The organism is Kaistella gelatinilytica (assembly GCF_015679325.1).
In the GTDB taxonomy this organism is placed as follows: domain Bacteria; phylum Bacteroidota; class Bacteroidia; order Flavobacteriales; family Weeksellaceae; genus Kaistella; species Kaistella gelatinilytica.
The window spans coordinates 40,220-56,632 of the sequence record NZ_JADPVI010000003.1 but is presented as its reverse complement, the minus strand read 5'-3'; the positions used below and the strand labels follow the sequence as shown (position 1 = coordinate 56,632).

10 protein-coding genes are annotated in these 16,413 nt (G+C 36.5%); 6 read left to right on the top strand and 4 right to left on the bottom strand.

Annotated elements, in window-relative coordinates; all coding sequences use genetic code 11:
- Window positions 1–31: 31 nt before the first annotated feature.
- The 4 genes from IV494_RS14760 to IV494_RS11055 form a co-directional block, all read right to left on the bottom strand.
- A complete protein-coding gene (locus tag IV494_RS14760; protein ID WP_230380116.1) occupies window positions 32–1,255 on the bottom strand; it encodes an ABC transporter ATP-binding protein in 1,224 nt (407 codons plus the stop codon).
- 89 nt (window positions 1,256–1,344) lie between these two features.
- Window positions 1,345–2,193 (bottom strand): ABC transporter permease, encoded by an 849-nt coding sequence (locus IV494_RS11065; protein ID WP_196080206.1) that lies wholly within the window; start codon window positions 2,191–2,193, stop codon window positions 1,345–1,347.
- Between the two features lie 34 nt (window positions 2,194–2,227).
- The gene (locus IV494_RS11060; protein ID WP_196080205.1) at window positions 2,228–3,205 is read right to left on the bottom strand and encodes a hypothetical protein; all 978 of its coding nucleotides are present in this window, start codon (window positions 3,203–3,205) and stop codon (window positions 2,228–2,230) included.
- Window positions 3,206–3,243: 38 nt separating this feature from the next.
- Entirely contained in the window at window positions 3,244–4,554 is a 1,311-nt protein-coding gene (locus tag IV494_RS11055; protein WP_196080204.1) for a UDP-glucose dehydrogenase family protein, read from the bottom strand.
- Window positions 4,555–4,736: 182 nt separating this feature from the next.
- On the opposite strand from IV494_RS11055, the gene rimP reads away from it, so the two are divergent.
- From rimP to IV494_RS11025, 6 genes are all read left to right on the top strand, one after another.
- On the top strand, window positions 4,737–5,204 hold the full coding sequence (gene rimP / locus IV494_RS11050) for a ribosome assembly cofactor RimP (RefSeq protein WP_039350484.1): 468 nt from the start codon (window positions 4,737–4,739) through the stop codon (window positions 5,202–5,204).
- 62 nt (window positions 5,205–5,266) lie between these two features.
- Window positions 5,267–6,514: a transcription termination factor NusA gene (gene nusA, locus IV494_RS11045; protein ID WP_196080203.1), complete on the top strand. Its 1,248-nt coding sequence runs from the start codon at window positions 5,267–5,269 to the stop codon at window positions 6,512–6,514.
- Between the two features lie 73 nt (window positions 6,515–6,587).
- Window positions 6,588–9,503 (top strand): translation initiation factor IF-2, encoded by a 2,916-nt coding sequence (infB, locus tag IV494_RS11040; RefSeq protein ID WP_196080202.1) that lies wholly within the window; start codon window positions 6,588–6,590, stop codon window positions 9,501–9,503.
- A 274-nt stretch (window positions 9,504–9,777) separates the two neighbouring features.
- Window positions 9,778–12,759, top strand: a complete 2,982-nt coding sequence (locus IV494_RS11035) for a SusC/RagA family TonB-linked outer membrane protein (RefSeq protein ID WP_196080201.1) — start codon at window positions 9,778–9,780, stop codon at window positions 12,757–12,759.
- A gap of 19 nt (window positions 12,760–12,778) precedes the next feature.
- Entirely contained in the window at window positions 12,779–14,257 is a 1,479-nt protein-coding gene (locus IV494_RS11030; protein ID WP_196080200.1) for a RagB/SusD family nutrient uptake outer membrane protein, read from the top strand.
- Window positions 14,258–14,399: 142 nt separating this feature from the next.
- Complete coding sequence (locus IV494_RS11025) at window positions 14,400–16,409, top strand: putative porin (RefSeq protein WP_317193005.1); 2,010 nt, start codon at window positions 14,400–14,402, stop codon at window positions 16,407–16,409.
- Window positions 16,410–16,413: the final 4 nt, after the last annotated feature.

Genomic DNA, 16,413 nt, shown 5'->3' with positions numbered 1-16,413 from the left:
TGAGAAAATATTTAGAGAATGCTTTTCAAGTTTAGGAAACGTTCCAATTTGTCGGAGTATAGATTTTTCCGATATTAAAATTTTCTAAATGTGCAAATTCTTCGTTATTGTTAATTAATGAAAACTCGCAACATTTTTCAACCACATCAAAGGGTGAACTTCCCGGATTATATAAGTAAATGCTGATATAATAATTCCCTTTCACAAGAGTGTTTGCCGGAACGGAAAGATTATAAGATTCTTTGCCAGCAATAACAGGATGTTGGCTGGAAAATAGAGGTTGCTCATCGCTGTCCATAATTCTCACTAACATGAAATTGTTCGCAGAATTTTTCACGGTGTTGTGAATTTTAAAGTTAAATAAAATTTCATCAGTACTGTAAAAATCAGATATATCTCGTGCTATTTCTGCATTCGTGGTATAAAGTTCTTTGTCTTTTACAGCGATATATTTTTCATACCCATTGCTCCTAGAGTTCTTGTATGCGGAGGCGACGGTTTCTATGTCTCCTGATTTTATTAGAATGCCTTTATCCAGTAAAATACCGGTTCTGCATAAACTGGTTACCGCTGCAATATTATGACTTACAAACAAAACCGTTCTTCCTTCACCCTTACTAACATCGCCCATTTTCCCCAAACATTTTTTCTGAAACTCAGCGTCACCAACTGCAAGAACTTCATCTACAATCAGTATTTCGGATTCTAAATGTGCCGCAACAGCAAATGCCAATCGAACATACATTCCGGAAGAATATCTTTTTACGGGCGTGTCTATATATCTTTCAACTCCGGAAAAATCTACTATTTCGTCAAATTTACGTTTGATCTCTTTTCTGCTCATTCCCAGGATTGCGCCATTTAAATAAATATTTTCGCGACCCGTCATTTCTGGATGAAAACCAGTTCCTACTTCTAACAAAGAAGCAATTCGTCCGTTGGTGTAAATTTTTCCGGTGGTAGGTTTGGTAACTTTACTTAGCAATTTTAACAAGGTTGATTTTCCGGCACCATTTCTACCAATAATTCCAACTGCATCGCCTTGCTCAATCTCGAAACTAATATCCCGCAATGACCAAACATATTCGCTTTCTCCTTTTGAAGCACGATCGTTGGCTTCACCAATTTTCAAATAAGGATCTTCTTTTCCGCGGACCTGATGCCAGAAACGGTTCAAGTCATGCGAAAGCGTGCCTGTTCCAACTTGCCCGAGTCGGTATTGTTTTGATATATTTTCTGCCTTTAATGCAAGCATTTTCTTTATTTAATAAATTCTTATATTATTTGTGACTTGCTTTTCGTCATAGTTTTCACTTGGCTCTGTTTACTTTTCACTTGGCTCTTCTAAACCGTATCCATGAAGCTTTTTTCTACCTTATTAAATGTTACAGTACCAATTACCAAGAGTACGATAATAATTGCGGTACTGATGAGCAGCATTTCCAGGGTAAATTCTCCCTGTCCCATCCAGCCATATTTAAAACATTCAAAAATTCCGGTGAGTGGATTATAATAAGCCAGTTTTTTCCAAACTCCAGTAATCGAGGAAACGGGATAAATAACCGGTGTTGCGTACATCATTAAACTTACGCCGAAAGTTAAAAGCATCTGTAGATCACGGTATTTCGTAGTCAATGCCGAAAAAATCATCCCAACGCCTAAAGCGAAAATAGCCATTAATACAATTAAAAAAGGGGTAGCCAAAATCCAGATATTGGGTTGAATACTTCCTTTGCTAAAATAGAAAATCCAGACTGCCAGAAAAAGCATAAACTGAACGCCAAATTTCATCAGATTGGAAATCACAATCGTGATCGGCATGACCAAACGTGGAAAGTAGACTTTACCAAAAATGGAAGCGTTTGCCGTAAATATATTAGAAGTGCCAGTTAAACAAGAGGAGAAATAATTCCATAAAGTGATGCCTGCAAGATAAAATAAAACCTGTGGAATGCCGTCCGTGGAAAGCTTTGCAATGTTTCCAAATACAAATACAAATACAATGGTGGTAAAAATGGGGTTAATAAAGAACCAGAGTGGACCTAAAATAGTTTGTTTGAAACCCGAAACAAAATCGCGTTTTACAAACATATAAACCAAATCTTTGTACCGCCAAACTTCTTTTAGTTTGAGATCGAAAAGAGAATGGTTTGACTCAATGGTTTCTGTCCATTGTTGTTGAGGTTCGGTCATTTGTGAGAATAAATTTTTGTAAAAATAGCTTAATTTAATGAATTCGTAAAAGCTCCGTTCTGCCAAGCAAAATTGAAGTTAAAAATAGAGGAACATAGAGCCGGATCTCATAAATAATGCCTGTATAAAAACACATCAATATATAAGGAAGAGACAAAAAATGGAAAATCAGAATTTGTTGCTTTGCATTTCTGTTTTTAGCGATAATTAAGCTAAAGATAAAAAAAGTGATCCAAAATAGCAGACCTAATATGTTTTTTGGTTCGCTGAAATTTTGAGAGAAAAGGTTTCCATCGTTTGTAGAAAAGCTTTGGTTGAGAAATCTCATTCCGAAATAAACTGCGATGAACGCAATTCCCAATAATAAAATCGGTTGAAAAGTTTCTCTCTTAAAGCCAAATTTAGAGTATAAAAGCGTTCCGGCTAAAGAAAGTGAAAGCGCCGAAGATTCTCTGTTTAAAGTGGAGATTAAAATTATGATCATTAAAAAAGCCAGCAGTAGAATTGAACTCTTTTGCAAATATTGAAGTAAGAAATAGAAGAAAAGCAAGAGGAAAAAGTAACTGGAAATGTCATAGGGTACAATTACAAATTGAGCGAAAGCCATCGCAAAAATAGCAAGTGATGCAATTAAAATTTTCTCAGCATTTGTCGCGACAAAATTTGTTGTTTCAGTGATGAAAAATAATATTGAAGCACTCAAAACCATAAAAATAGTATTTAAAATATAGAATGATAAATACATTTGAGGCTCAGAATTGGGATCCTGAAATTTTAATTTAAAGATTTTATAATCAATATTTAAACTCGATAAAAAATCATAGATCCAGATCAGAAAATAGCCACTTAAAATTCGGTATTGATAAATTCCGGAATGAAATTGTTTAGAAAAATCGGTGTAATTTAAGATTTTTGAAGAGTAAATATTTCCAAAAGAAAAATAGATAAAACTATTGACTGTAAAAGCCAAAAGCATTACAAATAAAAGTTTGGAAAGTAAATTTAATTTCAAAATTGTGTGTTTGTGTTTCGTGAAGTTTTCAGAGAATTTTATCTCAAAGTTTTACGGCCGATGGATTTATAAAAGAATCCGGAGTCTTCAATCTGTTCTAAGGGAAACATGTTTCTACCATCGAAAATGGCTTTGTTTTTCATCTTTTTCGCCATTAATTCGAAGTTTGGATTTTTAAATTCACTCCATTCCGTCGCGATAAGAAGACAATCTGCATCTTCTAAAGCCGCATACATTTCACTGGCATAAGATATTTTATCGCCTAAAATTTTCTTTACATTTCCTTCTGCGATCGCATCATAAGCGATAATTTCAGCTCCTTTTTCCAATAAAAGTTTAATATTATCCAAAGAAGAAGCTTCACGAACATCATCAGTATTTGCCTTAAACGCTAAACCCCACAAAGCGATTTTTTTGCCTTGAAGGTTTCCGCCAAAATATTTTTCGATCTCTGAAACTAAAATTACTTTTTGCGTTTGATTCACGCTTTCAGTAGCCTCTAAAATTTGGAAATCAAAATTTTCCTGCTTTCCGGATCTGATCAATGCTTTTACATCTTTCGGAAAACAACTTCCGCCGTAACCGATTCCGGGGAAAAGAAAACGGTGCCCGATTCTGTCATCAGAACCCATTCCCAAACGAACTTTGTCAACATCAGCACCAACTTTTTCGCAATAATTAGCAATTTCATTCATGAAAGTGATTTTCACCGCCAGAAAAGAATTTGCTGCATATTTTGTTAATTCCGAGGATTTTTCATCCATGAAAATAATAGGGATTCCGATATTGGTAAATGGCTGATAAATTTTCCCCATCACTTCTTTTGCCCGTTCAGATTCACTCCCAACAATAACTCGCGCTGGATTCATGGAATCTTCCACCGCAAAACCTTCACGCAAAAATTCTGGATTTGAAACAACATCAAAAGGAACTTTAGTTTTTGCTGAAATTGATGCAGTAACTCGATCAGCCGTTCCGACAGGAACCGTAGATTTATTGACGATGACTTTATAATCGGTGAGCAAAGTCCCAATTTGATCCGCAACCGACAGCACATAAGAAAGATCTGCAGAACCGTCTTCTCCCGGTGGAGTTGGGAGCGCCAAATAGATGACTTCACTTTTTTCGAGCGCTTCTTTTAATTCGGTGGTAAAAAATAATCTTTGAGCCTGAATATTTCGGGAAAACATTTCCTCCAGGCCAGGTTCATATATAGGAACAATTCCCTGCTTCATGGCTTCTACTTTTTTTGCGTCGATATCAACACAGTAAACCGTATTGCCTAATTCTGCCAAAGTAGTTCCTGTAACCAATCCTACATAACCTGTCCCAACAATCGTAATATTCAAAATTTATGTTTTTAATGTAGCAACAAATATAAATAATTTATTGCTTTGAGTTTGTGAAGTGTTAAATCACTTTTAAAGGTATTTTGCCAATATATCAAAAAGTTGTATATTTGCATCGGAATTACGGAAAAAATGAAAAGGCCTTCGCAAGAATGCCTTTTTTCGTAAAGCAAATTAAGGATATGGAATTTAGACAGCAAATAGAAGAATTACTCAATACTTTTCTTGTAGAAAGAGAAGATTTATATCTGATTGATCTTAAGATTTCTACGGCCGACGCGATCACTGTGATCCTCGATGGAGACAACGGAGTTTCATTGCAGGATTGCTTAGATGCAAGTCGCGCTATCGAAAATAATATGGATCGTGAAGAGCATGATTTCTCCCTTCAGGTAATGAGCGCCGGTCTGAGCGAACCTTTGGTTACGCCAAGACAATTTAGAAAAAATATCGGCCGTGAACTGGAGATAATATTGACAGATTCTAAGGAAATTGAAGGAGAATTGATCAAAGTTGAAGACGACAAGATCACTTTGATTATGAAATACCGGAAACCCAAAGAAGTGGGCAAAGGAAAAGTAGATGTAGTGGAAGAAAGAGAGCTTCCGTACACCGAGATCAAGAAAGCACTTGTTGCTGTAAAATTTTAATTAAAAACGATGACGTGGTACCCGAATCACGCATTAATCATCACTTACAAAAAAGAAGATAAATGGACGGATTAGCATTGATTGAAGCATTTGGCGATTTCAAAGAAGATAAAAACATCAGCAAAATTGATCTGATGGCGATTATTGAGGATTCATTGAAAACTTTATTAAGAAAAAGATTTGATTCTGATGATCATTTTGATGTCATTGTAAATCCAGATAAAGGAGATTTTCAGATATTTTTAAATAAAACCATTGTAGCAGACGATATGTCTGAAGATGATGATCTGGAAATTGAAATTTCAGAAGCGAAAAAAATCGATCCAACTTTTGAAGTCGGAGAAGATTTTACGGTAGAAATTCCAATTGCGCAGTTAGGAAGAAGAAGTATTCTTACTTTAAAGCAGATTTTGGCGACTAAACTTCAGGAACATAACAATGCTTATCTTTATGAACAGTTTAAGGACAAAATTGGCGAGATTGTTGTAGGGGAAGTTCATCATATTCGTCACAAACATGTTATTTTGTTAGATGATGAGGATAATGAATTTATTTTACCAAAAGAAAATCAAATTCCATCTGACTTCTTCAAAAAAGGAGAAAATATTAGAGCGATCGTAGAAAGTGTTGATTTTAAAGGAGCAAAACCTCAAATCATCGTTTCGCGAACTGCACCTAAATTTTTGGAAAAACTGCTTGAACTTGAAATTCCTGAAATTCAGGACGGAACCATTATTTTGAAAAAAGTAGTTCGTATTCCGGGAGAAAAAGCGAAAATCGCAGTTGATGCTTATGATGATCGAATTGATCCTGTTGGAGCTTGTGTTGGAGTAAAAGGTTCCAGAATTCACGGCGTTGTTCGCGAATTGAAGAATGAAAATATTGACGTCATTCAGTGGTCGAAAAATCCTGAAATCATGGTCAAAAGAGCTTTGGGAAACATTACCATTAATAAAATTGATATTAATTTAGAAACCAACTATGCCATGGTTTATACGCCGGTTGAAGAAATTTCCCGCGTTATTGGTAAAGGTGGACAAAATATCAGACTGGCTTCGTGGTTAACTGGATTTGAGATCGATGTTTACAGAGAAGCAAGTGAAGATGACGACGTTGAATTGAAAGAATTTGGTGGTGCGGAAGAAGGAGATATCGAACAGTGGATCATCGATGAATTCACGAAAGTTGGTCTTACTACTGCAAAAAGTATTATTGATAAAGACACCGATGCATTATTGAAAATGGTAGATCTTGAAGAAGAAACCATCGAAGAAGTAAAACAGATCTTAAAAGCTGAATTTGAAGACTAAACTTCAGAAAAGCTTACAATGAAGTTAAAATAATTAACTTTACCGAAATTTAAAATAAAAGTATAAAATATACATGCCAAAAATTAGATTAAACAAAGCAGTTAAGGAATTTAATATTTCGATGACAAGACTTGTAGAATTTCTACAGTCCAAAGGAATCGTAGTAGAAAGTAACCCGAACGCTCAATTGGAAGAATCGGCATATTCTGCATTAGAAGCGGAGTTCCGCAAAGACGGGGAACAAAGAAAGGCTTCTCATGAGGTGGTCATTGCAAAGGTTCCGGAAGAAAAACTGGAAATTGAACCAACGAAACCTGAGGTAATTAGAGCCAAATCAAGCGCAAGACCTGAAACTAGAATTTTGGGTAAAATCGACTTGGAACCTAAAAAGCAGGAAGTTCAGGAAACAAAACCGGCTGAACCGGTAGTGAAAGCGGAAGAAGTTCCTGTAAAAGAAACTCCAACTGTTCTTACAACTCCTGAAAAACAGGAATTTAAGATTTTAGATAAAATCGATCTGTCTCAAATTGAAGGCAATAAACCCAAAACATCAAAAACAACTTCTCCAAAGAAAGAGGAAGCTAAACCTGCTGCAAAAGTAGAAGAAGTTCCCGCTCCGAAAGTAGAAGCTCCTGTCGCAACGGTTGAAACACCAGCTGCTACAGTTGATGCTCCTGCTGTTCCGGCATTAGAGATAATTCCTTCCGATGGTGAAAACCCGGAATCTACAAAAATAGAAACGGTTTACCAGAAATTAGGAGGTGTTAAGATTTTAAAACAGACTGTTGATCTATCACAATTCAATAAGCCTAAACCTTCAGCAAATAGCGCTGCAGCTAAGAAAAAAAGAAAACGTATTGAAAAACCGGGAACTCCGGGAACCAGTACGCAAGGTGCGGGTGGCAATCAAACTCAAGGAAACCGACCTCCGGGTGCAGGTGGAAACAGACCTCCGGGACCCGGCGGGAACAGACCTCCAGGACCGGGACAAAATAGACCAGGCGGAGGATATCAAGGTGGTAATAACCGACCTTCAGGACCAGGAGGTTCCAGAAGAGGTGCGCCAACAATGCCTGTTGAATTAACTGATGAGCAGGTTAAAAATCAGATTAAAGAAACTCTGGAAAAACTTACGAGTAAAGCTGGTAAGAATAAAGGAGCTAAATATAGAAAAGAGAAAAGAGTTTACCGAAGAGAGCAAGATGAACTTCAACAGGAAATCGATGCAGCTGACAGAACGCTAAAAGTAACAGAGTTTATTACTGTTGGTGAACTGGCAAGTTTGATGAATGTGAGTCCGACCGAAGTGATCTCTGCATGTTTCTCTTTAGGAGTGATGGTGACAATGAATCAGCGTTTGGAAGCAGATACGCTTCTATTGGTTGCTGATGAATTCGGCTATAAAATTGAATTTTCCGATGCTGATCTCGAAGAATCAGTGGTTGAAGAAGATACCGATACTGCCGAAGATCTTAAAAACAGAGCGCCTATCGTAACCGTAATGGGTCACGTAGATCACGGTAAAACATCTTTGCTGGATTATATCAGAAAAACAAATGTGATCGCCGGTGAATCTGGTGGAATTACACAGCATATTGGAGCTTATAACGTGAAACTGGAAAATGGTCAGCGAATTACATTCCTTGATACACCAGGTCACGAAGCCTTTACTGCGATGAGAGCGAGAGGTGCACAGATCACCGATATCGCAATTATTGTAATAGCTGCGGATGATGATGTAATGCCTCAAACAAAAGAAGCAATTTCTCACGCGCAAGCTGCAGGAGTTCCTATGATCATTGCTTTAAATAAAGTAGATAAGCCAAATGCTAATCCAGATAATATTCGTCAGCAGCTATCTGCGATGAACGTATTGGTAGAAGAATGGGGTGGAAATATTCAGTCTCAGGAAGTATCTGCAAAAATGGGTAACAATATGGACGCCTTATTGGAGAAAGTTTTACTTCAGGCAGAAATGTTAGAGTTAAAAGCCAATCCAAATAAAAATGCACAAGGTGTTGTTATTGAAGCTTCTTTGGATAAAGGAAGAGGGTATATTTCAACAATCCTTGTACAAACCGGAACTTTGAAAGTAGGAGATTATGTTCTTGCCGGTAAAAATCACGGTAAAGTAAAAGCAATTCTTGATGAAAGAGGGAAACCACTTGAAGAAGCGGGTCCATCGATCCCAATTACTATTTTAGGTTTAGACGGAGCGCCGACTGCAGGTGATAAATTCCGGGTTTTCGAAGACGAAAGAGAAGCGAAAACAATTGCAACCAAAAGAGGTCAGTTACAAAGAGAACAATCCGTAAGAACGAAAAAACACCTTACTTTGGATGAGTTAGGAAGACGTATTGCTCTTGGTGATTTCAAGGAATTGAATATTATCTTGAAAGGTGATGTTGATGGTTCTGTTGAAGCACTTTCTGACCAGTTACAAAGTTTATCAACGGAAGAAATCAGCGTAAATATTATTTACCAAGGAGTTGGTCAAATTACCGAATCAGATGTATTGTTAGCAGCCGCTTCCGACGCGATTATGATCGGGTTCAATGTAAGAGCCGGTGTCAACGCAAAAGAATTGGCAGACAAAGAAGAAATTGAGATCAGAACCTATTCAATTATCTACAGAGCAATCGATGAGGTAAAAGAAGCGATGGAAGGAATGCTTTCTCCTGAGATTAAAGAACAGGTAATCGGTAACGTAGAAATACGCGAAACTTTCAAAATCACGAAAGTTGGTACCATTGCAGGTTGTATGGTTCTTACAGGAAAAGTAACCAGAAATTCAAAAATCAGATTATTGAGAGACGGAATTGTGAAATTCGAAGGAGAACTTGAAAGTTTGAAACGTTTCAAAGATGATGTGAAAGAAGTAACCAAAGGTTATGAATGTGGATTGAACATTAAAGGATATAACGACATCGAAACCGGTGATATTCTGGAAGTTTATGAAGAAGTTTCTGTGAAGAAAAAATTGAAATAAATTTTTATCATAATTATAAAGCCTGCTGAGAAGCGGGCTTTTTTTTGTGACTTATTCAAATTATAATGTTAATAGTTTCAACTTTTGCTTTTCTAACTGATAATTAAAATTAAATGCTTTGGGTATTTTTAGTAATAAATGTTCAAAATAATCAATGCATTATTCGAGAACCATTAACGATTTTAAGTTTATATAGACTTATTGAAAATTTTAACTTGTATATGTTAAATTAAATTAACATATTTGCGACATTAAAATATTAAATAATGTTAATATGAATGTAAAATTACGAGTTTTAACCATTGGAGTATTGTTTTTCGCAGGACAATCTGTAATGGCTCAAAAAGCAAAACGCGATACGTCTGCAAAGCGTGATACTACAACCAAAACTAAAGAAATTGAAGAAGTTGTATTAATTGGAGGAATTAAACTGGACCCGGCCCAAAAGGTAGGTGCTTATAATGTGGTTTCTAAAGCTAATTTTGAATCTACACCATTTTCCTCTGTAGATGAGGTTTTGAATGGTAGAGTTGCTGGCCTAAACTTTTCTTCCGCCAGTGGAGATCCAGGTTCTTCCAATATGATTACAATCCGTGGAGTAAGTTCTCTTATCGGTACGCCAAATCCATTATATGTAATTGATGGAGTTGTTGTAGGAAAAGGTTCAGATAACGCATCCATGATGGAATCTTGGAATCCATTGGCTTCGATAGATCCAAATGCAATTGAAAATGTATCTGTTTTAAAAGATGCATCTGCTACTGCGTTATATGGTTCTAGAGGTGCGAATGGGGTAATCTTGATTACGACCAAAAAAGGGAAATATAATCAGAAGACGAAATTTGAATTCTCTACCGAAACAGGAGTTCAGGACCGTGCTTTTGATAAATTGAAATTGATGACCGGTGATGAATACCTTAAATACGGTGGAATTTTAATGTGGAATTCACAAGGTGGTAAAGGTATTGCTCAAACTTTCAATACATTAGAGGAAGCAACACAATATTATTTGGATAATTATATTCCAAATGATGAACCGATTAAAACGTCCAGAGCATACACCAATTGGTCTAAAGAAGTCAACAGAGTTTCTTCTGTAGTTAATACTTACAATTTTGGAGTAAGCGGAGGCGGTGCAAATACTTCTTTCAGAATCGGGGGTTCTTATTATCAGAACAGTCCTTTGGTTAAATCCTCTGGCTTCGACCGGTTGAGTATAAATACAGCCATTGACCACAAAGCTTCTGAGAAATTAAAATTTGGTTTAAATTTGAATTATTCCAACATCATTAGAAATACCTATTTTGGTGGTAGAGCTTCTGCAAATCCGGTAACTTCTACGATCATGCTTTCTCCGTTCCGTTCTGTTTACAAAAACGGCGTTTTCAATCAAGACAGTTGGGAGAAAGATGCTAATGAAATGACGGCAGGTTTTAACCCCGTTTCCATTTTACAGGAAACAGGACAAAGATCTGTTATCAACTCCTTCATTGGATCGGTAAATATGGATTATCAGTTTATCAAAAATTTCTATTTTAATTCCCTTTTCGGATTGCAGGCGCAGTTTATGACTGAAAGACAATTTGGATTAAAAGGACATCCTGTTTACATTGGGATGACCGAAGATCAAGGGTTTTTTGGTGATGCACGTACTACCATTCTGGATTGGAACTGGTCGAATACTTTGAGCTACAGAAATATATTCAATGGCATTCACAACGTTCAGGCTTATGCAGGAATGGAATATCAGGATCACAGTTATAATAATCTCTATGCATTCTCTCTTACGATGAATGATCCTAGACAATATTTTCAGTTTGCAGATAAAGTAATTACTACAAACAGCGACCTTGCCTGGAGACAGATCTCTTATTTTGGAAGGTTAAATTATACACTTGATAGTAAATATACCTTATCAGGACAAATCAGAAGAGATGGTAACTCCACGCTTGGAGACCAAAAATGGGGAAATTTCTGGTCAGTAGGAACTTCATGGAACGTGTTCAATGAATCTTTTGCGCCAAAAGCATTTTCTTCCCTAACCTTACGCGCAAGTTATGGGGTGTTAGGAAATATTCCTTACGCAGACCAATGGGGTTCTCAGTATGATGCTTATGCAACATTGGGATACAACTCTCAAGTCGGATATGGTGGAAATGGCGGTTACGCAGGGATCTCTAATCCAGGTAACTCTTCATTGGAATGGGAACAGTCAGGACATTTAGATATCGGTGCTGATTTCGGTTTCTTCAATGACCGATTAAAGTTTTCCATGGATTACTATGACAAATTAACAAAAAAAGCAATATTCTACGCATTTCCTGCAGCTGAAACTGGAGGTCCCAGCGAATTTTTTGCTAACGTAGGAGACATTAGGAACAGAGGTTTCGAGATCGTTATTGACGCGGTTCCTATTCAAAATGATAATTTCAGATGGTCTATTAATGCAAATGGTTCTTACGGAAAATCAGTAGTTGAAAAATTAAATGTTGACCGTTACGAATTTGCAGGAGGAACATCAGATTCAAGTAATGAATTAGTGGCTTTAGCACCGGGTCATCTTTTAGGTGAATATTATACTTGGTTATGGGCAGGAGTTGCGAAAGCAGATGATGCAGCTAACAATATCAAAGCAGGAGATGGTCTTTGGTACACTGATGGTTCACAAACTGCTGTAACTAATGTTAAGACCAAAGCTGAAAAAGCTTGGATAGGCAAAAATGCATTTCCTACTTACAACGTTGGTTTGACCAATGAATTCAAGTACAAGAATTTAACTTTAAGTTTTTTAATTTCAGGTCAGTTTGACTTCCTGGTTCAAAACGGAGTGCATTCTTACACCATTCACGATGGTAGATTCCCTAACAGAAATCAAATTGCAGAGGCACTTTATAACAGTTGGACTGATGCTCCGGGAGCTGAAAACTTCAATGCAGATAATCCAAAAGCTTTATTGAATAACCCAAGTGAATCAAGACTAGAATCTTCAAGATTCCTCAACAAAGGGGATCATATCAGATTGAAAGAAGCGAGACTAGCTTATTCATTCGGTGAAGTATTTAAAAATGCTACAGGAATCACCAATTTTACTGTGTATGTTCGAGGTACAAACCTTTTAACCTATGCTTTTGATAAAGAACTAAACTATGATCCAGAATCTACATCAAATTCTTGGTCTTGGGTAGGGAAAGGAAGATACTGGTATTCTTCACCAGTAATCAGAACAATGTCCTTTGGTATCCAAATAGGTTTTTAACAATAAAAAATAAATTAAAATGAAAAAATATTTTTTAATTATATCCACACTAACTCTTTTATTTACGTCGAATGCGTGTAGTGACAGAGATTTAGAATTATTCCCTCCCAATTTAGACGAAATTGGTAATATCGGCACGGAACTTAAGTTACAACAACTCTTAAATGGAGGATATCTTACTATTTCATCTGCAAATATATTAGGTGTTAAAGCCATGGTTTTTGGTGACCTTATGGGGGATAAAATGTTCGTTAACTCTAACCCTTCGTTTTTAAATACCTATAATTTTAACTACAATTCTTCACAACAGGGTGATCTAGGTGGTTTTTACGATGGTTTATATGCAGTAATTGCAAATTGCAACTTGGTCATTAATAATGAGGTCGTAGCAAGCAGTCCAAATGTGATAAGAATGAAAGGAGAAGCAAAAACTTTGAGAGGACTTGCTTATTTTACCTTATTAAATTATTTTTCTGCGTCACCAGCTTCTGGTCTAAATCAGGATTATGGCGTGCCTTTAGTTTTAACAAACTATGATGCGACGCTCCAGCCTGCACGAGCAACTGTTGCGAAGGTTTATGATCAGATTATTGCAGATTTAAAAGATGGAATACTTAATGCTGATGATGCGGGAAACCGTTTGACCTTAAGTAAAACCGCTGCGAAATTATTGCTGTCTAAAGTATATTTGACCCGAAAAGCTTCGGGAGACGCAGCATTAGCGTTGCAATTGGCTACAGAAGTTAGAGACGCCGGAATCAGTGAACCTGGTACTTTTGGCACTGCATCTGTAGTTCCTGAAGCAACTTACAATTCTTACTATTCTGCTATCGACGATACAGTTGCAGAAGAACAACCGGAGACTATTTGGGAGCTTGATTTAACTCCAGATACACAAAGAGTAAATGGTATCGGTGCTAATATATCACTACCAGGTTATTACAGCCGGGTAGATCCTAAAAAATGTTTCTTATTTAATCAAACGTTTTATGGCAGTTTTGGCGCAAATGATATCCGTAAAGGACCGGGTGCGGTGACAAGTTTGTTAACGCAAGTTGGTACTCCACTTTTATCTACGGATACTCCAAGAGGGTACTGGACAAATAAATATCCTCAAATTTCGACTGAAGGGCGGTACTTAAGAAATATCAAGATTTTGAGATTCTCTGAAGCATACCTTAACAGGATTGAAGCATTGCATTTAACCGGTCAAGATGGTCAGGCGCTAATCGAATTGAATCAATTTGCTTTATCTAGAAAAGGTTCTACGTACACAGGAACAGATATTCTTGCAGATATCTTAGCAGAAAGAAGCAAGGAGTTTTATGGTGAAGGTCAAAGATTCTTAGATTTGAAACGCTATAACTTACCTGTAGCTAGACCTTCAAATTGTACAGTTTGTGATCTTGCGGCAACAGACAAGCTTTTTGTTTTCCCAGTTGCACAAACGGCTTTGAACAGTAATAAAAACTTAACACAATATCCAGGATATAATTAAAATCCTGTATAGATAATTATCTGAGGACTGTAATTGTAAAATTACAGTCCTTTTTTTATTACAGAAGACCTGGCTTATCGATTTTAAAAGCCTCATTTTTTATTTACTCATATTTCTTACATTTGTACTCCAAAGTAAATTAATGAAACGCAAACATCGATCGTATTATAAACTGAAAACTAAAGGCGTTCCATCAGACCAAAAAAAAACGAGCATTCTACCGATGAAATATATCCTTCTTTGTCTTTTATTCTGCGGTTATTTTTTCAAGGCGCAGGTCCTGAACAAGACCGATTCAAACAGAGTTAAACCTCAAGATACTCTCGTCATCGATTCGGGTAAAAAAGATTCTCTACAGATCTTTAAACCGACGATTTACGATTACACCTATAAAACCCAGTTCTCCGAAAAGAAAATATTCGATACCGCTTTCACACCGGATAAAACATTTATCTTCTCCCAATATAATAATAGAGATAATTTCGGTAAAATTCAGTTTGCCAATACAGGATCAGGATTTCAGGATCTAGTTTTTGAGGTCAATACAGAACAAAATCTTTCCCTACTTCCCACCAGAAAGTCTTCTTTTATTTTGGGCATCAACGATATTAAATATTACGATGTGAAAACCCCAACCACAAGTTTTATTTATCATAATGCTTACAGCAGTGGTGCCACTTTACAGACGACCTATACCCAGAATGTTGGTAAGAATTTTAACTTTGCCGTAGAATATATGGGCCTTCGTTCTCTCGGATTTTATCAGTATTCACTTGCATCGAGCAACAACGTGATCTTTTCCGGACATTACCTTTCGGAAAACAAAAAGTATGAAGCTTACGCCCATTATATTCATCAAAATATAAACAATCAGGAAAACGGAGGTGTTTCAGATATTGATCTTTTTCTCAATGGCAGCAGTAATTTTAACAACCGTCTCAATTTACCGGTAAATCTCACAACCTCAGATTCGCGCTTTGCTTACCGAAGATATTATTTCAGTCAGCAGTTCCGACCGTTTGCTTCGGAGAAATTCCCGTTTAAAATTCGGCATACCATTTTTCATCAGGGCAATAAATATTACTACACCCAAAATTCTCTCGAACCTTATTATTTTAACAGTCAATCAGATTTAATCGATTATCCGTACTCTTCAAAAAAATATTCCGAAAATCTCAGCAATACCGTAAGTGTTCTTTTTGATAAAGAAAATTTCAAACTTGATGCAGGTGTGCGTTATCAAATAATTAAACTCGGGATTGGAGACGCTTTACCAAGTTACTTAAATATTCCGCAAGAACTTTCCGAAAACCGAGTCGGCGCCGTTGGAAATTTATTAGTTAAATTATGGGATAAAGTAGAAGTCAATTCAAACCTCGAAATTTCCAGTGGTAAAGCTTTCGGAAGTTATATCCGTTCTCAGAATTTACTGAAATTTGAACCTATTAAAGATTATTTTGTCAATGCGAAAGTGAATTTTCAAAGTGCCTCACCAAGTTTTAACTTGTTGATGAATCCGTCTGTTTATAGAAAATATAATTTTTATCTGGAGAATCCAAAAAATGAAACGACTACTCAAATTGGTGGCGACGTCAATTTAAAATGGTTTCAAAGCAAGCTTTCCGTAAACTATTTCCGCATCGATAATTATACCTATCTCGATGCCAATGCACTTCCGAGACAAAGCAATGCGTCGCTCAATATTTCCCAGATCGGTGGCGAAGCGACTTTTTCGTACGGTAAATTCCATTTGAATCCAAAAGTGCTTTTTCAAAGTGCCATCAATAATAAAAATCTCTTACCGATGCCCAACTTTATTGGTAGAGCCAACGTTTTTTATCAAACCAAAGCCTTTAAGAAAGCGGCAGAGATTCAAGCTGGTGTAAAAGTGTATTATTTTACCAAATTTGCGTCCAGGGAATATTTTCCGATTCTGAATGAGTTTATTTTGCCCAATGCAAATTCATACGATATTGGTGGTCAGCCGATTGCCGATGTTTATTTTAATATGAGAGTGAAGCGAATGTTCTTTTTTATCGAGGCACAACATTTGAACACCACTTTCATGAAGAACAAATCTTTCACCGCACCCAATTATCCGATCTCCGATTTCCGCGTGAATATTGGAATAGTTTGGTATTTATTCTCTTAATTAT

Excerpts from the sequence above, each read along its gene's own strand:
- IV494_RS14760 (WP_230380116.1), bottom strand. The coding sequence starts at position 1,255 with ATGCTTGCATTAAAGGCAGAAAATATATCAAAACAATACCGACTCGGG.
- IV494_RS11065 (WP_196080206.1), bottom strand. The coding sequence starts at position 2,193 with ATGACCGAACCTCAACAACAATGGACAGAAACCATTGAGTCAAACCAT.
- rimP (WP_039350484.1), top strand. The coding sequence starts at position 4,737 with ATGGAATTTAGACAGCAAATAGAAGAATTACTCAATACTTTTCTTGTA.
- nusA (WP_196080203.1), top strand. The coding sequence starts at position 5,267 with ATGGACGGATTAGCATTGATTGAAGCATTTGGCGATTTCAAAGAAGAT.
- infB (WP_196080202.1), top strand. The coding sequence starts at position 6,588 with ATGCCAAAAATTAGATTAAACAAAGCAGTTAAGGAATTTAATATTTCG.
- IV494_RS11035 (WP_196080201.1), top strand. The coding sequence starts at position 9,778 with ATGAATGTAAAATTACGAGTTTTAACCATTGGAGTATTGTTTTTCGCA.
- IV494_RS11030 (WP_196080200.1), top strand. The coding sequence starts at position 12,779 with ATGAAAAAATATTTTTTAATTATATCCACACTAACTCTTTTATTTACG.
- IV494_RS11025 (WP_317193005.1), top strand. The coding sequence starts at position 14,400 with ATGAAACGCAAACATCGATCGTATTATAAACTGAAAACTAAAGGCGTT.